This window comes from Candidatus Bathyarchaeota archaeon (genome assembly GCA_026014585.1).
In the GTDB taxonomy this organism is placed as follows: Archaea; Thermoproteota; Bathyarchaeia; order Bathyarchaeales; family Bathycorpusculaceae; genus Bathycorpusculum.
Map to the genome: position 1 here is coordinate 1 of JAOZIA010000023.1, position 18,532 is coordinate 18,532.

Consider the following 18,532-nt stretch of genomic DNA (forward strand, 5'->3'; position numbering starts at 1 on the left):
AAAAACCCGCTTAGAAAAACTCTACAATTTTTAAGGTTTCTTAGGCATTGGTTTCAAAGTAACTTTATAGCCACAACTCGAACAGGTAACTCTGATTAATTTCGATTCTGTATCCCATTCATAACCACAATGAGTGCATACAACATGGCGAGTTTGTTTTTCTGTTTCTGCGTTTGGCAATTTTGCTATCTTCCTGTGCATACTTATGTTGGTAGTAGTAGAAGTGGCAGTTGAGGTATTTATCATTTATTAAACATTAATACATACTACTGCTACCGCTACTGCTACCTTAAACTATTTATTTGACTACTGCCACTACTACCATCAACCTTGTCAGCGTTTAAAGCTGGGGTGTAAAAGCTATGAGTCAAATATCCGAACAAAAAACCCAAAAATCAACAACTACCCTTGACCGCTTTAATTGGTCTAACAAAAAAACCGAAATAGAAGAAAAACCACGCTCCCTAATGGTAGGACAAAGCTGCATCGTTATCTATTCTGAGTATGAAGAAGTAACCGAGCACCGAGAAGGTATTAGCCGAAAAAACAATCAGCCATACAGTTTTGATGTAAAATACTTCAAACTGCCCTGCAAGTGGCTCCCAAACCGCACTAAAGGCTATGTGTTGCTGACCGAGGAACAATTTACCGAGTGTGCTCAACGCTTCGCTGATGCTGGCTACCCTGCCGAAATGGTCTATGTTAGGACAAAATAGCCTAACCAACCTTTCTTTTTTGGGTGAGTGGTGAAAAAATTGAGCAATGAAAGCATTTATTTTAACCGTGAAGAACAAAACAAAATTCAAAAACATGCCTCCGTCACTGGAAAAACTAAACGTCAAATACTAAACGAAATTGTAATCGTTGGCTTCCGAGATTTTTTTGAAGCGCCCTTAATCCTAAAAGACTCCGATGTGGAAAGGATAAAAACCGTTGCTAAAACCTGCAATAAATCTCCTGAGTTTGTTCTTGATAACGCTTTGGACATTGGCTTAGCTTTGCTTCATTTGAGGGTTGATGATGTCCGAAAACATTAACCTCCTTGCACCCTGTATGGTTCTAACTCTTAACGGTCGGCAACTTTCAAATCCAATAAAAGGATATTGCAACATAAGCCGACAAATAATTCTATGTTCATCTATTGACCGCCAAAAAGACGCTTTTAAACACAAAAACCAAACCGTAAAAGCTTATGCCATCCCTGAAGGTGTCGAACCTTACTATTTCCTCGACAAAAAAGGCTCTACACTAATCTGCTGGATAATAGACGCTGAAAAAGAAGTAGCTATAGACATACAAAAAGCGGTAGCTCAAGATCCGAACCTCAAAAAAGTGCTGATGCTCTGTTGTCAAGAAAGCCTCTGGAAATGGCTTGGCGTTGTAGATTTACCCTTCTGGAAAAAACTCCTATTCGTCTTTGGCGGTGCAGTAATAGGCTTTGTTGCCTGCGCTGGCATACTCAAATACGTTTTAGGCTGGGGGTCACCCGAAGATTTCGGCATAATCACTCAAGCGGTGCTATGCCTTGTCTGAACAACCCCAACCGCAACCTAAACAGATACCCGCATACCTGCAAGGCTCAAAAGCAATGGGTCTTTTTCTCTCACCTAACCAAGCTATAGCGGGTGGTCTGCACGAATTAAGCCATGAAGGAAAAAGGCTTGGCGTATTCAAAGACTTTGAAGAACTCGACAAACCAAGAGTAATGTACTCACTATCTACAAACCTTGATGGGTCTGTTGATGATGATTTTGCTTGGCTTGAAAAAGAAGGAGACAGATACTTAGCCCTTTCAGTTTCAACCAAGAACGGATTAGGCTTAAAATACCTTGTAGAAGTCCTAAAAGCCACCGTATCAGGAAACAAAGAAGAACAAGGCTTAACCGACCGCATTAGAAACTTTATTTCTTCCAGAACTGGCGGGGGTACATAATAAGCGTATTTCCTCTTTGGGCTGTCAAAAACAAAAGCATGCGCCAATGCTTTTGTGGTGGCTTGGGAACTGGAAAAACCCTTCTTTTAGTCCGTGAAGCCCACATCTACCAACACCTATTTCCAGATAACCCCATTTATGCAAACATTACTCTAAAAGGCATCAAAAACTTTGTACCCTTAACCAGCGCCAAACAACTTTTTGAAATAAACCATTCATGCTTTATGGGTTTAGATGAAGCTTGGCACATGGCAGACAGCCGAAAAGGAACCTCAGTACTAAATGACACTCTCGGAATGCTAATGATTAACAGTCGAAAGTTGGATTGGTGGGTCTGCCTGACTGAACAATATTACACCCAAGTTGACCTAAGAATCCGCTACATCACTGAAATATGGAGTGAGCCCATGTACAATGATTTTACCGAGTTTATTTACATACCTTACTACACCAAAGAAGGGTATCTATTTGATGAGGATAGCTACTATGCACCTAACCTTTACGATTTTTATGATAGCGGAGAACCACCTCTAACATTGGACATTGAAGACCTCAAAGAGCAATATGACTATTACATAGCCAAACGGAAAGGACAAAAAACAAGAACACAGTACTCAACCCGTCCAGCAACCACCGAGCAGGAAAGGAAATGGATGGCAAACCTAAAAACCCGCAACTGATTTTTTGCGTTTTTCGGAACCAGGAGAGCTGATAAACTAGCCCTTTTCGTACTGGCCATGTGCGGTTTTCGTACTTTGATTTTCTAACTTAGTCTAACTTAGTGGTTTATATCTAGATTTTGCCCAGTGGTTTTTTCAGTGAAACAAATGCCAAACCTAAACCTAATCAACCAAAAATTTAAAACGGGTTTACAAAAGTTTGCCCGTAACCAAAGAGCCATGATGGACATGAAAAAATTAATGGATGTAATGATTATAGTCATCATGATTCCGATTTTTATGTCCATGTTCACAGGTCTTGCGACTACGGGTAACGAGACTACGGACACCATGATAACAGCAATAACGGGAATTTTGCCCTTGTTCTTGCTGTTTGATGTGTTCAGCGGTTTAACTGGAAAAAGAAAGAACTAAGCCTCTCTTTCCAGTCCCCCTTAGTTTTTTTTAAACATCAAATTTAGAGAAGTGAAATAAAATGACAAAACCAAAAATGGCACTAATCGCGTTATTCTGCGTTTTTCTACTTGTAGGTACAGTCACCTACCTAAGCGTACCCGTAGAAGCAATCATACCGCTCATTGTCGTTGGGGTTGTCATTGGCTTAAGTGCCTTCGTTGCTGGCTGGTTCGTAATGGATGCCCTAACAACGCAAATGACAAATCCCTACGCGGGTTATCAATACGTTGAACACACGGGTTTAAACTTCCAAAACCTAATGACGGCAACAATGCAAGAGTACGCCAATGAAGCTGAACTCATTCCAAGAGCATGCTACTACTGGATGCGCCGAGCAGAATCAACAAGTCAATACTACATAAACGAAACAACCTTCCCATACGCAAAAGTCTTTACCAATTCAGGACTTGAAAACGAATACTTCAACCTTCTAAACGGTACAAAAGCTAATCTTGAAGCTGTAAATAATGTTGCTGAAGGATTCGCCGAAACAACCTTCCAACAAGACTTAAGTATCTACGACATAAACGCCTATTACCTGTCACTGCAAGCACATACAAGCCTAAAACAAAACGATTTAACAGTTCTCTACGGCATACCTAACCATTGGACAACCTACCCAGTAGCAAACGCATTAAACTGGACATTTACAGGTGACGCAACAATCCATGACTATATCATAGACGAAGGCTCAGGCATATTTACAGGTACATCTACCGACTTTGTGCTCAACAACGCAACCACAGTAACATTTAGCGGTACAGTCTGGGGCAATAAAGCAACACAAAACGTGATTTTAGAGCTACGCAATGCAACAGATGATACACTAATAGACAGCGACACCCAAAACTTGGGCTTTATAGGCACTAAAACATTTGCATTCGCGGTCACAAATCCAGAACAAGGCTTAGTTTACCTAATTCTAAAAACAACATCACACGAAAACGGAGATATGCACATACAAACCTCTGGAATCGTAACCGACACGTTCCCTGTAGCAGACGATGCCAACCCATTCATCCCAGTGCTAACCTACAACAACCAAATCATAGGCAGATACGCATTTAACAACGCCACAGCAACACCAACAGGCACAATAGCAGAAATTGATTTAGTACCCCTCTATAACCAAGAATCCCAATACGTTAACGCTGTAAAAGCACAACTATTTAGCGCAATGCAAAACGGCATCGCATACTGGCAATACCTAAAAGCTCTTGGATATGATGACTACACAGACATACCCACACTGATTCCGACCCCCGATCTACTTATGCCACCAACAGACAGCACATTTTGGAGCAGTACCGAAATAGGAACAGCGGAACGTGAAGCAATGCTCGCGGCTTACATGCAAAGCCTCTATGATTTATTCCAAAACGAAACAGTTGCCCGAAATATTCAAAACGTAACTTTCACCGACATTAGCTTTACAAACCTGCCCGTCTGGTGCACTGGAACAATCCACTTTAACCAAACTGACACAACAACCGCAAATTGCAGTAGCATCTGGCTCCAACCCTTAACCTCAAGCCTGACCTTAACTAAAAACAGCACTGTAAGAATGGGGCAAAGTGTGCAAGCAGTCTATCAAGACGCCGAAACAGGAAAAATCACCTACGCAATGCTAAACGAAAATGATGCTGTTAACATTGAACGCCTCTACACACGCGATAAATATGGAACCGTAACCGAGCGCCAAAGCGTAGCCATCAGCATAACCGACCTAAACCGCTACAGCTACAACTACGTTACTGGGTATGACCCCTTAGACCTCTCAACCACTCCAAGCTTTGAATGGACTAACCTGTTAGTCACCATGATGATTGTGGTGGTTATGGTTTCAATGATTTCCTCCTTTAGTAAAGGGGGAAGGGGCAGACGCTAACCCCTCTCTTTTTTAGGAGTGCTTGAAATGAACCAAAAAACCAAAAAAACCCTAACACTGGCATTAATACTATCAGTTTTGGCAGTTTGCCTAACAGTTTTGCCTCAAGTTCAAGCATCCCCCGTTGACATAATTGTTAACGGAAGCTTTGAAAACGGCGAAACAGGATGGACCCGTGTAGGCAGTGGACACGTAAACACTGGGGCTACTTATGCACATACGGGCGAGGGCTATGTTTACGCTGGAAGTGCGGGTTATGGGCTAAGACAAGATTTTGCAGAAGCTATTGCAGGTACAGACATTTTAAGCTGTTCTGTGTGGGTGCGTTATTACAATCAAGCTGGCTCTTTAACCATAACAATCTATTACTCTGATGAATCAACCGACACGTACCAACAAAGCACCACCATTACTTATGCCGAATCGAACATTTTAAGCCACATTAACACTGCCAAAAGTGTAACAGGTGTAGAGGTAAAACAAACAAGTTCGGGAAATCCTATCTGGGATGATTTAACCCTAATAGTGAACCAACCCGACCCCGACACCACCCCGCCAACCTACAGCAACCTATCACATAGCAACGAAACAGCGAGCGCTCAATGCACCTTTAACATAACCTGCAATGACGAAATCGCACTAAGCCACTACACCTTTAGCCAAAACATTACAGGCAGCTGGCAAAACACAACCACCCAATTCACAACCACACCTGAAACAATAAGCCTAAACTACACTTTGCCATCCGAGAACTGCACCGTTGCCTATCAATGGTTCTTCAATGATACATCAAATAACTGGAACAACACCGACCTACAAACCTTCAACGTCTTTGAAGCTGGACCCGAACCCGATACAACATCGCCAACCTATAGCAACGTAACCCATAGCACCGAAACATCAGGGGAAAGCTGCCGATTCAACATAACCGTAACCGATGAAACCGCCTTAAGTCAATGGATATTTGCCCACAACATCACTGGAACCATGCAAAATGTAACCTCACAAACCTTCTATGAGAACCCCGAAACTGTAAGCATCGCATACGACTTACCCTTAAACAACTGCACAATAACCTATCAATGGTTCTTCAATGATACATCAAATAACTGGAACAGCACAGAAATTTACAGCGTAAACGTTACTGGCTATGAAACAACACCAACGTTGACACCTTCACCAACACTAACAACTCCTCAAAATTCAGAAAACCAAAGTACCTTGATTTATGGGGTGGTTTCTGTTGTGGTGGTTTTAAGTATTTTTAATCTAATAAGACGCCACTAATTTCTTCTTTTTTGAAAGCTACATGAGAAGGTTATGTAATGCTGGATAAACTAGTAAAATATAAAAGCTGAAAGTGCTCAATTAGCAATAACCTGCTTAGAAAACTTGGATTTATGCAATGTTAACATAAACATATAAAAAAGGTGTGAAAAGTGCAATTATTAGGACTTTTAGAAGGTCAAATAATCGGTTCTTTGGCGATTTTAATATTCTTTGGTATAATAATGGAGAAACGTTATGTTAGTTGGTGGTCTGTAGGTGGAAATGTAATTGGTTTGATTTTGACTTTTGCGACCCTTGATTTAGACCTTTTCGTTATTATTGCTTTATCTGGTTATGTTGTTGCTGGGTTGATTTGTGCAAAGAAAAGATGGAGGAAAGTTTATGTTTTATTCGGTTCTAAAACGTATGGCTCCGCTTTGCTTGTTTTAGGTTTATTCAGCATTAATGGGGCTTATTCATGGGTCAATAATAGTTTGATGGCTCTGGGAGTGCCTTCAATTCCAATAATAGTGATGTTCCTGATTTTTTGGGCTATAATTTCAGGCATTGTTTTTATTATTGGTTATTTTGTTAGAAAGAAAATTGATGATAGATTAAATAGTTGACGATTTTTCACATAAATAACCCCCCATAGCACATTATTCTTTTTTTCGGCAATTCGGCGGAAAGGTTGCCCCTCCGAGTGGGGTTTTGCAGAGTTTACCCCTGAGTTATGGTTTTAATCGCCAAGCCTAACGGCGAAAAAAGAAGCCCAATAGGTAAAAGTGCCTGCCCCTTTTAGGGGTTGGTACTAAAACAAAGGGGTCGTGAGACGGTTACCGCTTCTTTTTTCGACTAAGGCAAGGGCGCTAAACCTACGTGGCGGTAAACCAAGAACCCCCGAAGTGAGGGGAGTGTCCTTTCCGCAACCCCCACAGACCAACACCCTTGGTGTAGTCTGGGGGTTAGAATTGCAACTGTGCGTTTTCTTTGCTTAGCTTTCTTTTCTAAAGAAAGCCGTAGGCGTGGTGCGTGGCCGGGCGAAGCCCGCCACGCCTTTCCTTGTTAGCACATAACAAATAATGCCGTTTTGCTTTTTCCCCTAAAACAACCTTCTTATACAACTGACTACCACTACTGCTACTGTTTGGTGTTTGTTGGTTGGTGTTTCAAAGAGACGGGGGTGAAATGGCAAAAATAGAATGTCCTACTTGTCATAGTACAGAAAATTGGAAAGATGGCAAAAGAAAAACTGATTTTGGTTCAATACAACGCTATCAATGCATTGATTGTGGTTACCGTTTCAGTGAAAAACTAAATAACGGTTGTACAGGTATTAAGGATAGCCAAATATGCGCAAAGGAAGCGAAAAATTTGGGTTTTCGTCCACGTAAACACGTTGGTACGGGAGAAGTCACACCTGAAATCCAAGCAATGCTAACGGTATTTGAAGGCTGGCTCAAAAAAGAAGGCTACAAACCTAACTGCTACCCAAAAAACGTTAAAACACTGGCGTATTTAGGCGCAGACCTTATGAATCCTGAAGATGTCAAAGAAAAAATTGCAGTGCACAATGTAAAACGGCAAATGAAACGAAACCTAACCTATAGCTATGAAGCTTTTCTAACGATGAATGATATGACGTGGAAGCGTCCACGTTACAAAAAAGAAAAATCTGAAAATGCGCCACCATTTATTCCTGAAACCAGCGAACTAGAACAGTTGATTGTTGCGGCACAGAGCAAACGCATGAAAGCTTACCTACAAACCTTAAAAGAAACTTTCGCAGACCCAGGCGAAGCCTTAGCTATAGAGTGGAAAGAGATAGCGGGCAAAATCGTGAACATTAATCATCCAGTAAAAGACCATTTGACAGGCGGTTATGAAGCATCTGAACAGTTAATGGCAATGCTTTCTGTGTTGCCTCATGATTCGGAGCGGGTGTTTTCCTGTAGTTACAAAGCTATGTCTGTTGCGTTCAATAATCTCAAGAAGCGGGTTGCTAAAGACAATAAAAACGATAGGTTCTTAGCTGTTGAGTTGCGTTCGTTCCGTCATTGGGGCGGTACACAGATTGCGGAGTTGTCAAATGGGAACCTGTTTTCAGTGATGAAGTATCTTCGTCACAGTAGCCCTAACAGTAGCATGAAGTACATCAATATTTGGAAGTTGTCTTTCAAAGCTGAAACTCAATATGAGTACATGGAAGTCACTACGCCTGAAGAGTTAAAAGCTGCATTGCTTGGCGGTTATCAGCATGTTATCGACAAGTTTGGCGCGTCTTGGTTTAGGCGTGCTAAGCGGATTGCCCTTGCGGGTACTCCTGTCGGGCAACGTGAAAAGCTGGAGCAGACAGGTCTTGAAGCCGTTAAAAACCCTAGTGGATACAGTGAAACCTTAGAGAAATCATTTATATCCAACAATTATTAAATACGTTAAAACGGAGAAACATCAAATGAGACCTTCAAGTCAAATTTATTGGATACGCGCTGTTCTAGGTATAGTTGCAGGTGCAGTAGGCGCAGCAATTGCGATAGCTCTACCAGTTGACCCTGCAGCAAGCTCATTTGACCAGATAACTCCACTCTTAAACTCGTTAACTACAGCCGTAATCTTTTACTTTGCTTCCTACTACATATTGAGAGCTAAATTCCAAGGCAAGCTAGAGAAACCCTCACAAGTAAAAACTATGGGTGTCGGCATGTTTTTCTTCATGTGGCTTACATTCATGGTGCTATTCTACACTATAGCCTTTGAAGTAATGAAACCCGATTTTATTCTTTCCCTGCTTTAACAAAATTAGACATTGTAGCCTGCTTTTTATCGGCTCGTACTGTTTCAACTTTTTGTCCTGAACCTGCTTTGTCGTTGGGTGATGGAATGTTCATGCGTGCTATGATTCTCATGCAATCCGCCCACGCTGAGAAGTATCCACGGTCAAAATCGCCATGCAAGCTGCTTTGCATGTTTTCTAGGAATTCTTTGCGGTAATTGTGCAGGGCTACTTTGTCGGTTAGGTCAAGTTTTGAAAAGAAAGAGTAGTTGTCTTGATTGTTTTTACGTGATAGATACATTCCGTACAGTGCACGGAAGTATCCGCGGTTCCAGTCTGTTTTCTGCATTTTTTGTTTGACGCGTTCAAGTTCGCGTTCTGATTCAGTGAATTGTCTGTTAACGATTAATTGGAAGTACCGTGTTACTAAAGCTTGGGATACAGGCATTTTTTTTAGCGACCACGCTTGGATGCTTTCTCCTCTTCAGAGACATCTTCTATACCGTTTTCTGTTACTTTAAGTATTTCCTCTCCGTCAGGCAAATATGGGCTTGAAACAAGTCTTGCGATGCGGATTGGACCATGACTGGCGCGTCTTAGGTAAACTCTGGTGTGGCTTGTGTGTCCCACGATGTGTCCGCCGATGGGGTGTGTTGCGTCACCAAAGAACTGGTCAGGCTTAGCCATAACTTGGTTTGTGACAACTGCGACTGCATTAAAAGCACGGGCTAACCCGATGAGTTTGTGCATGTGCTTGTTGAGTTTCTGTTGTCTTGACGCCAGCATTTCTCTGCCAATGTATTCGCTTCTAAAATGAGCTGTTAATGAGTCAACGATGATTAGTTTGATGTTGTTTTCCTTGATTATTGTGTCAGCGTTCTCAAGCAGAAACATTTGGTGGTCAGATGTGTAGGCTTCTGCGTAAATAATGTTTTTAGCTACTTGCTCGGGGTCTAAACCTAAATGCTTAGCCATTTGTACAATACGTTCAAGACGGAAAGTGTTCTCAGTGTCCACGTACAAAACACCGCCCATTAAGCCACCCCTCTCAGGAGGCAACTGAACATTAACGCAGAGTTGGTGGCACATCTGGCTTTTGCCGCTGCCGTACTCGCCGTAGAACTCGGTGATTGTTTGTGTTTCCAATCCGCCGTCAATGATTTTGTCTAAGGCTTTGCTGCCTGTGGTTAAACGTAAAACTTTTGCACGCTGTTTCATGAGTTCATCAGCGCGGATAAACGAGACACCTATAGCTGAACGTGCAGCATCTATTACGGAGAAGGCTTTTTTCTCGCTGATGCCGACAGGTTCAAGTTCGCGTGCTGTCGCCATTGCTAAGGACTCAACGGTGTGGTATCCGAGGTCTCGAAGTTTCTGTGCTGTAGCAGGCCCGACTCCGGGCAAGTCCTCTATGAACTTGTACTTTGATTCTTCAACTTCGGGTTCTTCTTTTGGTTCCTCTTCTACTGCGGTCTCGGAAATTTCATCTTCTTCAGTCATTGTAATTCACGCTTGAATGGGATTGATGTATAATTAGGTATATTTAAAACAAACTAGAAATAGTGTATTGTAGACTGGGGAGGGGTAAGTTAAAGAAACAAGCGGATAATCTGTAAAAACCCAGTAACCCCTACAAAAGCCACGATTGTTGTCTCTTGTTTTAACTTGCTATTTTTAAACTGAAAAGCGATGTGCCTCTTGGTTACTATGAAAGATGCGGAAAATGTTTAAATCACCACGTCAGCAATATAGCAGAATATAGTTTGGGCCCGTAGCTCAGCTAGGTAGAGCGCCAGACTCATAATCTGTTGGTCGTTGGTTCAAATCCGACCGGGCCCACTATTGGCACTTCTTAACAAAAAGTTGGGCTTGATTTCTAAGAGTTGCTCTTGGACAGTTAGTGTATGCTCGGGCAAAAACCAGCATCTGACGTTTGTCATCCGCGTTTTTCTGCAATGCATCAAAAGTCTGTATGGCTTTTTCGGCTATAACCAGCTTGCATTCTTCAGTTAAGTGCGGTGTTACTTTGAGGTTTTGCACTTTGAGCAGTTCGTTGATGATTTTTTGGGTAAGGTACGGTTTTGCCTCTGCGATTTTGGTGGAGTTGCCAACCACGTTTGCCACCGTAACCATGTACTCGTTGCCAAGGAAGCCGTAGTATTTGGTAAATATCTGGTCAAATTTGTTCTCCTCGTCAACTGCTGTGAGGTTTGCAATTATAGTCATGGCTGTCCAGGTTAAGATGCGGTGTTTGGAGTCAAGCATTTGAGTGAAAACCTCAAAATGTGGGTAAAACTGTTGGGGATGCTTTTCGCTTAAAGGAATCAGGGCGTTCCCGCAGCCGTAACGTATTGATGCTTTTTCTGATTTTGTGCCTTCCAGTAGCATGGGAATTAGGTTAAAGTCCGCTTCCACTATGTTTACCAGTTGAGATTTGTTGATTTTCTTGGCTGCAAGTAACTGAAAAATTTCGTGCTCCATCACTACACCACTAATAACAGCAGTGGAGTAAATATAAAAAATTTGTTAAGCCTTGATTTCGTTGTCGTGGTTTTTGGGCGTGGTTTTTCGGTAAAGCGACATGCCCTCGACAAAAAACAGTACCATAGCTATAATGGTTATGCTCATCAAAAAGTAGAAACTGGTTTGAATCACTAAACCCTTAATTATAAAACTAAGCAATATTATTCCTACTTCTGCGGTGAATGCACCTATAAAAAAGAAGGAGTAAAACATCAACCGCGGCACGAGGCTTTTTCCGACCCACACATGCCCGTTGATGCTGGCTTTCTGCTTTAGCACGTAATCGCCGTAGGAGTCCTTCTCAATTAAGCCTGAGCTTTCGAGTTTCTGCAGGTGCCTGTGCGCTACGCTGGTGCTGCTTAGATTTGCGCCGCGGGTTACATCTCTGGTTCCCACTGGCTTATCCGCATGCACGATATAGGCGTAGACGATTAAGGTGTTGCCTTCCAACTCTTCCACATTTGTTGCACCTAAGGTTTTAACTCAGGCATTTACAAAGGACTGGGTACTGGAATTTCCATTTGGTCTGCAGGTACTTCGCCAAAGATGAACCGGTCACCAACTCTTGTGAGCTCTATGTGGTCAATGACTGCAGTGTTATCCGCAAGCGTTACAGTAGTGGTGTTAGCGCCAAATATTATGGACCCGATTCTGTACACATCAATGTATATTGTTTGAGCATTCTGCGCGTTTAAGAATTCCTGAGGTAGCATATCGTTTACCCAACAACTGCTGCCTGAACAGCGACCCACGCCGCTGGTCCAGCCGATAGCTAACCTTTCCGCCATGGTCCCATTGAACTTGGTTACGAAACAACCGCCGCCAGTGATTCCTGAAGAGTTAAACCAATCTTCACGCGAAAATGCGAAAGACTTCATATAGTCAAAGTTGTCTCCGCAGTTGGCTCCAAAATACGTTGTCTCGTTAGCTATCTGGCCTATGTCTGAGTAGATTTGCAGTTGGAAATATTCTGCGCGGGCGTTTTCAAGGTTGTCTTCTGCTGCTGGGTTCAAGGTATAGTTTAAATCGATAAAGCAGCTCGTTTCGTACCTTATTGTATCAAGTGTTCCAGTGCCCTCTATGTATGTGCTTGAGTTTTCACTGACTGCTCTAAACCAAGCGCAGGGTACTTCAGCATTGAACCAAGGTACGTCATTGTTTGTCTGAGCTTTCGCGGTTGACATAAAGAACGCTAAAGGTATGACTGATGCTATTCCGATGGATATGGCTAAGATGCTGCATAGGATTAGTTTTTTCTCGATTTTCATTTAGTCACCGCTTTTCCCAAAGTCTCTGGGAGGATATATTTCTCTCTTAGGAACAAAACTGTTCTCCAAAAGAACACATAAAAGAAGTTCACCGCTGACTAACAGAACAAAAAAGGGTGAATAATTGATTTGGCTGTTACTGCATCAAAGCTTCTATAACGTTAAGGATGGTGTCAGATGGTATGGCAAAGCCTAATCCGTCCGAGTTCTCAACGATTGCTGTTGTTATTCCGATGACTTGTCCGTTGTAAGTTATTAGTGGACCGCCAGAGTTGCCTGAGTTAATGGGTGCGCTGGTTTGGATGAGCCCGGTCATTTCGTAGCTGCCGCCTGTGTCTTGTGTTATGGTTATGGTGCGGTTTAATGCGCTGATTATTCCTGTTGTCATTGTTCCCGCTAACCCGTAGGGGCTCCCTATAGCTGCCACGGAGTCGCCAACGCGGGCGCTTGCTGAACTAGCAATTTGTAGCGGGTAATATTCGCTTGAGGGTGCGCTTGTTGAGAGTACCGCTAAGTCCGTTGTGATGTCTACTCCCAGAGTCGTTGCAGTGTAAGTGTTTCCGTCAGCAAATGTTATGGTTATGCTGTCTGCGTTTTCTATCACGTGATTGTTTGTAATTACCACCATTTGCCCTTCGTACTCGTAGATGAAGCCTGAACCTTGGGATTCCGCGGTTGTGGATGCTTGCCTACCAAAAGGCATAGTGTAGTATTGGGTGATGCTGCATTTTACTGTAACAACAGAATTTTCCACTGCGCTGTAGAGGCTGGATAGCGAAACCGTTTCTGTGTCTGAAACAAAAGTTGTAGTGCTGGCTGACACCGTTTTTAAATTGTCTATCTGCGTTTGCATCGACGAAACCTGACCGCTCAATATGAACAAGCCCGCTGTGCTGACTAAGCTGACAATCATTAAAAGTGCTATGACAACCAAAGTGACAGAGCGTTTGTGCTCCTGCCTATTTTCCGCTTCTTCCATTTCTTTTTTCACCTTTTATCGCAAACTCTGAAGCAAATTTTTGGGCTAAAAAGGGATTTTTTTAATCCCCCTTTTAGCTTCTTCTTCGCTCACTCAGAGTTTCAATTCGGCACAATATGCATTCTGTGAAAATTGCAATTAAGGCATTTTCCAATATTACGCCATATTTTTACCCAAAATAAGCCCTATATTCTCATTGAAAAGTCATGGTTGACAGCTTACTGTGTTTTCGGAAACTTGCGTTGATTCAACGTGTTTTTGTGTTTCCAGTAGCCAATCTGAGAGTAGCCTGCATTTTTCCGGGTTACAATTGTACTTTTGGTTTTCGTCCCATCGGTGGCAGGTGTTGCATGGAAATTGCTCGTTGCTAACCATTTTAATCCTGATTTCATCGGTTAAAAATTGATATATCCCTTATGAATCCCAAATCAAGAGCAAAAATCTATGCCGCCTGCTTCTGTTTTGTCTCTTTCTTTTGGGTTCTGCGCCTAAAAAATTCTGAAACCGCCACAAATGCTTCTGGCTTACCAATTAACTTGATTTTTATGGCGCCCCGTTCGCATTCGCAATAACATTCAAGGCATTTGGTACATTTAACCCGTGAGGCAGAATCCAGCAGGTTAATGTTTGATGGGCAAACGATTTCGCAGTTGCGTCTGTCAGATGCTCGGCAGGCACCACAGTAGCCCAGTTTGGCATCTGGGCAGTCTTTGGGGCAGCCTTTACGGATACATTTCTCGGGGTCAATTGTTGGCTTTAGGAACGGGCTGAGGTATGCGCCAAGGGTGAGTAGTGCCCAGATGGGGCAGATTTTGTTGCACCAGAATCTTTTCTCACGCAGGCTCATTAGGATGGCGGCTGCTGGCAGGATTAGGAGTTCTAAAAAGAAGGGGTTAACCACTTTGGTGACAAACGTGGTTGCTTTGAGGTGGAAGAATCCTCGGGTGCTGATTCCGATGGGGCAGATGGTGCAGAACACGTTAAATCCCAACGCCGTGGAGCCCACCACGGTTCCAAGCAGAACGCCGTTGCCTACTGCGCCGTACTTGTTAACTAGGATTCTGTCGATTGGGCACACTGGACAAATAGGGCTGGTTTTGCAGTTGTTGCTGAGGCATTCTCTGTTTAGGCGGGAGCGTTCTTCACGTTTAGCTTCAAGTTTGGGTTGGAATTTTCGGATGTATAAGTCAAAAGCGTCAATCATGGTTCCCAGTGGGCATATCCAGCCGCAGAAAATGTTGCCCACCAAAAGAATTGGGATGATAAAAAGTAAGATAGCAATAATTACTTGGTAGAAAAAAACTGAGCCCACCTGTCCAGTTATGAGTGCTTGTATGCCTCCCAATGGGCACAAAATCCATCCCAGTGGGTCAATGCTGCTAAATCGTCCCGTAGTCCACAGACTGCACACGGACTCACTTAGCGGTACAATGGTGATTGGAGGTTGGCTTAAGCCGCCTGTGGTGAAACTGTAGATTTTGGCTGTTGGCACATTAGCCAAGAAAGTGAGGGGTATGACAAAAAGCAGCAGCAGTGAGATTTTGACCGTCCATCGGAATATACGTATGTATTTTTTTTGGTTACGCTTTTTAGATTGCACAATAGCCCCTCTCTTGGAAGATAGCGGGTTAATTGATGAGAAGTTCACTTACAAAGTTATGATGTACAGAAAATAAAAACATATCTGACACTTACCTCAGATGATTTCCCGAATTTTTGTGGCTGGATTTTAGCGTCCATCCAGTGTGTACGAGGCATTGGTGAGCTTCTCTGCGCCATCCTTTGTGATTAGCACGGTGTCCTCAATTCGCACACCGCCCAACTCCGGCAAATAAATCCCCGGTTCATCCGTAACAACCATGCCCGTCTGCAAAACATCTTTACTATTAGTGCTCAATGTGGGTGCCTCATGCACTTCCAAACCAACCCCGTGCCCAAGATTATGGCAGAAATACTCGCCAAACCCAGCATCCGCAATAGTTTTCCTTGCAATTGCATCCACATCTCTGGCTAACGCACCTGGTTTTAGGGCTTTAAACGCGTTATCCTGTGCCAGCTTGACGGTTTCGTAGATTTTTAGCTGTTTTTGTGTGGGTTTGCCTGCGATGAAGGTGCGGGTTATGTCTGAGCGGTAAAACTTGAAAATCGCTCCCAAGTCAACCACAACAAAATCGCCTTCCTGAATTATTCTGTCTCTGCATGGTGGGCAGTGTGGTAGTGCTGAGTGGACGCCTGAGCCGATAATGGTGTCAAACCCTACTCCCTCCGAACCCATCACACGCATAGTATATTCCAACTCAGCAGCAATTTCTTGCTCACTTGCGCCGGGCACAATAATTTGGCTTGCAAGATTCACCGCCTCATCCGCCATCTTGCAGGCTTCTCTGATAAACCCAATTTCTTCCTCATCCTTAACCGCCCTAAGCTCCCTAATCATACCTCTTGCAACTTCTATTTTGTTCTCTCCAACCATTTTGGCAAGAGCCTGCCAGCTTTCAATGCCCATTGTGTCAACGGCAAGTTTTCCCTTTTTTGTGGCTGCTTGGGCGGCGATTTTTTCTAGCAGGTTTTCTCCTCGTTTCATGATTTCGACTTGGAAGTCTTGGTTTTCTTGGGCGGCTTGCTGCTGGTTTACTGGGTAAACATAGAGGGTTTTTTCGCCGCTTTTAGATATGAGTAGGGCTGCTGGGCATTGTGACTGGGAAAAGTAGGTGATGTTTGCTGGGTTGAAGACTGCAAAATTTTCTATGTCGGTATCTTTGATTTTTTGTTGCAGTGCTTGGGTTTTGTTCATCGGTTTCGCCTAAATGATGATTGGGGTTGATTGGTTTAAGTTTATGCTAAAGTTTTCGATTGCTGAAAAGTAGTTCCGATTTACGCGTTTATAAGTAAATTATATAAGAACAAAACAATAACCCCCACTTCAGGAATATGCCGTGAATAAGGTCTGCGCTATGCTTTTTTCCCTTGTTCTGATGTTATCCTCAAGTGTTGTTTTGTTTTCAAGCGTTACCGCTTCCGAAGCTGAAGTGGAGAACACTTGGAAAACCAAAACACCCATACCCCAAGCACACGGTGTAAAATCTGTAGCAGTAAACAACATACTTAATGATGGGTGAGTTAACTGACAAAAAAATTAATAAATAAAATATTGTTTGTGCTAATGGCTTTGCTTTTGGTTCAAATTTCTTTCTTAACAACCGTTTATTGCACTTCTCAAGATGCAAACCCTGTCTTAACTGTCTTTTCAAATCCAGGAGGTTCAGTTATCGTCAATTCGTCAGCGATCAATAATGGGCAATCAGTAATTGTTGACCAAGGACAAACACAAAGTTGGGTGCTTCCCTTTGGAACTAATGTAACTTTAACGCCAACGGATTTGTCACCTCTTATTGCTTTTAGCGGGTGGGGCTTTACTGCACCTAAAACACTTGAAATCTGCGTTACCTCTTCAATTACAATTAAAGCCGCATTTCGGGCTGGCGGAAGCGCCCTTAACGATATTTCTGTAGCTATGGCGCAGCCTATGCGAACTGACGATGATTTACTTGTCTCCTTCAACATAACAAATAGTAGAGCCCCCTACACAGTAGTTAAGGAAATTTATGATGTCACCCTTTACTTGGATAAAATTCCTGTTCCTAACATAAGCTGGGTACGCATTGTCCTAGAATCTGGGGCAATTTACCAATTGAACTCATTGGTGCCAATAACGATGTTTAAGAATGGAAATCATAGCCTATATGTTCTCGCTAAAACCAGCTTTTTAACTCCAAACCCTCTCCCATGGGACCCCGCAACTATATGTGATGGTTCAGGAATATCAAACATGGTTTATTATCAACTCCAAGAATCTACAACGCCTCAACCAACACCGCCGCCAACTAACAGTTCTGAAAATAGCCAGCCAATCTGGACTGATACAACCGCCATAATTGCAGGAGTAGCTGTTGCAGTTACAGTTATTGCAATTACAGGCGCTACCGTTTACAATTTTAGGTATACACCCCGTTAAGGAATTTGTCGGCTTTATATAAGGGGGCTCTAAATTGCCAAGAGAGCCAGAAAGAACTATATTTAGTCAAACCCCTAAAAGACCTTGTTTTTGGTGAAAAATGAGCCGTTAACTTAAATATTGATTTTAACGCTCTTTTTGATAGGCGCTAAGAATGCCCGAGGGGAAACCAAACATGGTGCGAGCGCAAGACCGAAAATTCATAATAGCAGACCCAAACAAATGCAGTGGCTGTGGCATTTGCGAGTACATTTGCAGCTTGGCTAACGAGAAGGCTTTTAACCCCTACAAGTCACGCATCCGCACCATGCGAGTAAACCAGTTAGCGAACATAGCAATTACGTGTCGGCACTGTGAAGACCCCGACTGCGTCGCTGTTTGCCCCAGAAACGCGCTAAAACAAGAAGAAAACACCTGCATTATCCGTGTTGATGAAAAAGCCTGCAACGGCTGCGGATATTGTATTGCGGCGTGCCCATTTGGCGCAATTAACTTGCATCCCGACAAGAAGGTCGTGTTTACCTGCAACAATTGCAGCGAAACCGATGAAAAAGAGCCCCAATGCGTAAAATGGTGCCCTGACCAAGCCTTATCTGTGGTTACTGCGGAAACATTGGCGCAAAAAAGCCGTCAGAAAGCAGTTAAAAACATATTTCGCCCTGAAGAAATAGCTCAATCAAAGAACCCTTAACTTTTCAGTTTAAATTGTTTGCTAAGGTTTTTAAGGTGAACAACTCCATAAATTCTT

General features: G+C 42.9%; 23 protein-coding genes and 1 tRNA gene. 15 read left to right on the top strand and 9 right to left on the bottom strand.

Features of this window, described 5'->3' with window-relative positions:
- Positions 1-362: 362 nt before the first annotated feature.
- The 11 genes from NWF01_08760 to NWF01_08810 all read left to right on the top strand — a co-directional run bounded on the left by NWF01_08760 (position 363) and on the right by NWF01_08810 (position 9,020).
- Positions 363-716: a hypothetical protein gene (locus tag NWF01_08760; protein MCW4025108.1), complete on the top strand. Its 354-nt coding sequence runs from the start codon at positions 363-365 to the stop codon at positions 714-716.
- A gap of 39 nt (positions 717-755) precedes the next feature.
- Complete coding sequence (locus NWF01_08765) at positions 756-1,037, top strand: hypothetical protein (GenBank protein MCW4025109.1); 282 nt, start codon at positions 756-758, stop codon at positions 1,035-1,037.
- Positions 1,021-1,533 (top strand): hypothetical protein, encoded by a 513-nt coding sequence (locus NWF01_08770; protein MCW4025110.1) that lies wholly within the window; start codon positions 1,021-1,023, stop codon positions 1,531-1,533. The genes NWF01_08765 and NWF01_08770 overlap by 17 nt, the downstream gene beginning before the upstream one ends.
- On the top strand, positions 1,526-1,933 hold the full coding sequence (locus NWF01_08775; GenBank protein MCW4025111.1) for a hypothetical protein: 408 nt from the start codon (positions 1,526-1,528) through the stop codon (positions 1,931-1,933). Before NWF01_08770 ends, NWF01_08775 begins: the two co-directional genes overlap by 8 nt.
- A 62-nt stretch (positions 1,934-1,995) precedes the next feature.
- The gene (locus NWF01_08780; GenBank protein ID MCW4025112.1) at positions 1,996-2,613 is read left to right on the top strand and encodes a hypothetical protein; all 618 of its coding nucleotides are present in this window, start codon (positions 1,996-1,998) and stop codon (positions 2,611-2,613) included.
- 147 nt (positions 2,614-2,760) lie between these two features.
- Entirely contained in the window at positions 2,761-3,027 is a 267-nt protein-coding gene (locus NWF01_08785) for a hypothetical protein (protein ID MCW4025113.1), read from the top strand.
- Between the two features lie 61 nt (positions 3,028-3,088).
- Complete coding sequence (locus tag NWF01_08790; GenBank protein MCW4025114.1) at positions 3,089-4,957, top strand: hypothetical protein; 1,869 nt, start codon at positions 3,089-3,091, stop codon at positions 4,955-4,957.
- Positions 4,958-4,984: 27 nt separating this feature from the next.
- Positions 4,985-6,244 (top strand): hypothetical protein, encoded by a 1,260-nt coding sequence (locus tag NWF01_08795; protein MCW4025115.1) that lies wholly within the window; start codon positions 4,985-4,987, stop codon positions 6,242-6,244.
- Between the two features lie 152 nt (positions 6,245-6,396).
- A complete protein-coding gene (locus NWF01_08800; GenBank protein ID MCW4025116.1) occupies positions 6,397-6,852 on the top strand; it encodes a hypothetical protein in 456 nt (151 codons plus the stop codon).
- A gap of 562 nt (positions 6,853-7,414) precedes the next feature.
- The gene (locus NWF01_08805; protein MCW4025117.1) at positions 7,415-8,656 is read left to right on the top strand and encodes a hypothetical protein; all 1,242 of its coding nucleotides are present in this window, start codon (positions 7,415-7,417) and stop codon (positions 8,654-8,656) included.
- 25 nt (positions 8,657-8,681) lie between these two features.
- A complete protein-coding gene (locus NWF01_08810) occupies positions 8,682-9,020 on the top strand; it encodes a hypothetical protein (protein ID MCW4025118.1) in 339 nt (112 codons plus the stop codon).
- On the opposite strand, the gene NWF01_08815 is transcribed toward NWF01_08810, so the two are convergent.
- Together NWF01_08815 and radA are read right to left on the bottom strand one after the other, a co-directional pair.
- Positions 9,001-9,447 (bottom strand): hypothetical protein, encoded by a 447-nt coding sequence (locus tag NWF01_08815; GenBank protein ID MCW4025119.1) that lies wholly within the window; start codon positions 9,445-9,447, stop codon positions 9,001-9,003. The genes NWF01_08810 and NWF01_08815 overlap by 20 nt on opposite strands.
- A 5-nt stretch (positions 9,448-9,452) precedes the next feature.
- Complete coding sequence (gene radA, locus NWF01_08820) at positions 9,453-10,499, bottom strand: DNA repair and recombination protein RadA (GenBank protein ID MCW4025120.1); 1,047 nt, start codon at positions 10,497-10,499, stop codon at positions 9,453-9,455.
- 265 nt (positions 10,500-10,764) lie between these two features.
- Here radA and NWF01_08825 point away from each other — a divergent pair.
- Positions 10,765-10,838 (top strand) — tRNA-Ile (locus NWF01_08825).
- Here NWF01_08825 and NWF01_08830 read toward each other — a convergent pair.
- The 7 genes from NWF01_08830 to NWF01_08860 all read right to left on the bottom strand — a co-directional run bounded on the left by NWF01_08830 (position 10,839) and on the right by NWF01_08860 (position 16,563).
- Positions 10,839-11,480, bottom strand: a complete 642-nt coding sequence (locus NWF01_08830; protein MCW4025121.1) for a hypothetical protein — start codon at positions 11,478-11,480, stop codon at positions 10,839-10,841.
- A gap of 45 nt (positions 11,481-11,525) precedes the next feature.
- The gene (locus NWF01_08835; GenBank protein MCW4025122.1) at positions 11,526-11,981 is read right to left on the bottom strand and encodes a hypothetical protein; all 456 of its coding nucleotides are present in this window, start codon (positions 11,979-11,981) and stop codon (positions 11,526-11,528) included.
- 32 nt (positions 11,982-12,013) lie between these two features.
- Positions 12,014-12,790 carry a hypothetical protein gene (locus tag NWF01_08840; protein ID MCW4025123.1) on the bottom strand — a complete coding sequence of 259 codons (777 nt, stop codon included), beginning with the start codon at positions 12,788-12,790 and terminating at the stop codon, positions 12,014-12,016.
- A gap of 136 nt (positions 12,791-12,926) precedes the next feature.
- On the bottom strand, positions 12,927-13,769 hold the full coding sequence (locus NWF01_08845) for a trypsin-like peptidase domain-containing protein (protein ID MCW4025124.1): 843 nt from the start codon (positions 13,767-13,769) through the stop codon (positions 12,927-12,929).
- 204 nt (positions 13,770-13,973) lie between these two features.
- Positions 13,974-14,144, bottom strand: a complete 171-nt coding sequence (locus NWF01_08850; protein MCW4025125.1) for a hypothetical protein — start codon at positions 14,142-14,144, stop codon at positions 13,974-13,976.
- Positions 14,145-14,211: 67 nt separating this feature from the next.
- On the bottom strand, positions 14,212-15,369 hold the full coding sequence (locus NWF01_08855; GenBank protein ID MCW4025126.1) for a 4Fe-4S binding protein: 1,158 nt from the start codon (positions 15,367-15,369) through the stop codon (positions 14,212-14,214).
- Between the two features lie 129 nt (positions 15,370-15,498).
- Positions 15,499-16,563 (bottom strand): aminopeptidase P family protein, encoded by a 1,065-nt coding sequence (locus NWF01_08860; GenBank protein ID MCW4025127.1) that lies wholly within the window; start codon positions 16,561-16,563, stop codon positions 15,499-15,501.
- Between the two features lie 160 nt (positions 16,564-16,723).
- On the opposite strand from NWF01_08860, the gene NWF01_08865 reads away from it, so the two are divergent.
- The 3 genes from NWF01_08865 to NWF01_08875 all read left to right on the top strand — a co-directional run bounded on the left by NWF01_08865 (position 16,724) and on the right by NWF01_08875 (position 18,475).
- Positions 16,724-16,888, top strand: coding sequence for a hypothetical protein (locus NWF01_08865; GenBank protein MCW4025128.1), 165 nt, complete (start codon positions 16,724-16,726; stop codon positions 16,886-16,888).
- Positions 16,889-16,944: 56 nt separating this feature from the next.
- Positions 16,945-17,784, top strand: coding sequence for a hypothetical protein (locus NWF01_08870; protein MCW4025129.1), 840 nt, complete (start codon positions 16,945-16,947; stop codon positions 17,782-17,784).
- Positions 17,785-17,938: 154 nt separating this feature from the next.
- Positions 17,939-18,475, top strand: coding sequence for a 4Fe-4S dicluster domain-containing protein (locus NWF01_08875; GenBank protein MCW4025130.1), 537 nt, complete (start codon positions 17,939-17,941; stop codon positions 18,473-18,475).
- Positions 18,476-18,532: the final 57 nt, after the last annotated feature.

Excerpts from the sequence above, each read along its gene's own strand:
- NWF01_08805 (MCW4025117.1), top strand. The coding sequence starts at position 7,415 with ATGGCAAAAATAGAATGTCCTACTTGTCATAGTACAGAAAATTGGAAA.
- NWF01_08815 (MCW4025119.1), bottom strand. The coding sequence starts at position 9,447 with ATGCCTGTATCCCAAGCTTTAGTAACACGGTACTTCCAATTAATCGTT.
- NWF01_08790 (MCW4025114.1), top strand. The coding sequence starts at position 3,089 with ATGACAAAACCAAAAATGGCACTAATCGCGTTATTCTGCGTTTTTCTA.
- NWF01_08785 (MCW4025113.1), top strand. The coding sequence starts at position 2,761 with ATGCCAAACCTAAACCTAATCAACCAAAAATTTAAAACGGGTTTACAA.
- NWF01_08865 (MCW4025128.1), top strand. The coding sequence starts at position 16,724 with ATGCTTTTTTCCCTTGTTCTGATGTTATCCTCAAGTGTTGTTTTGTTT.
- radA (MCW4025120.1), bottom strand. The coding sequence starts at position 10,499 with ATGACTGAAGAAGATGAAATTTCCGAGACCGCAGTAGAAGAGGAACCA.
- NWF01_08770 (MCW4025110.1), top strand. The coding sequence starts at position 1,021 with ATGTCCGAAAACATTAACCTCCTTGCACCCTGTATGGTTCTAACTCTT.
- NWF01_08860 (MCW4025127.1), bottom strand. The coding sequence starts at position 16,563 with ATGAACAAAACCCAAGCACTGCAACAAAAAATCAAAGATACCGACATA.
- NWF01_08845 (MCW4025124.1), bottom strand. The coding sequence starts at position 13,769 with ATGGAAGAAGCGGAAAATAGGCAGGAGCACAAACGCTCTGTCACTTTG.
- NWF01_08795 (MCW4025115.1), top strand. The coding sequence starts at position 4,985 with ATGAACCAAAAAACCAAAAAAACCCTAACACTGGCATTAATACTATCA.
- NWF01_08875 (MCW4025130.1), top strand. The coding sequence starts at position 17,939 with ATGCCCGAGGGGAAACCAAACATGGTGCGAGCGCAAGACCGAAAATTC.
- NWF01_08840 (MCW4025123.1), bottom strand. The coding sequence starts at position 12,790 with ATGAAAATCGAGAAAAAACTAATCCTATGCAGCATCTTAGCCATATCC.
- NWF01_08810 (MCW4025118.1), top strand. The coding sequence starts at position 8,682 with ATGAGACCTTCAAGTCAAATTTATTGGATACGCGCTGTTCTAGGTATA.
- NWF01_08850 (MCW4025125.1), bottom strand. The coding sequence starts at position 14,144 with ATGGTTAGCAACGAGCAATTTCCATGCAACACCTGCCACCGATGGGAC.
- NWF01_08760 (MCW4025108.1), top strand. The coding sequence starts at position 363 with ATGAGTCAAATATCCGAACAAAAAACCCAAAAATCAACAACTACCCTT.
- NWF01_08830 (MCW4025121.1), bottom strand. The coding sequence starts at position 11,480 with ATGGAGCACGAAATTTTTCAGTTACTTGCAGCCAAGAAAATCAACAAA.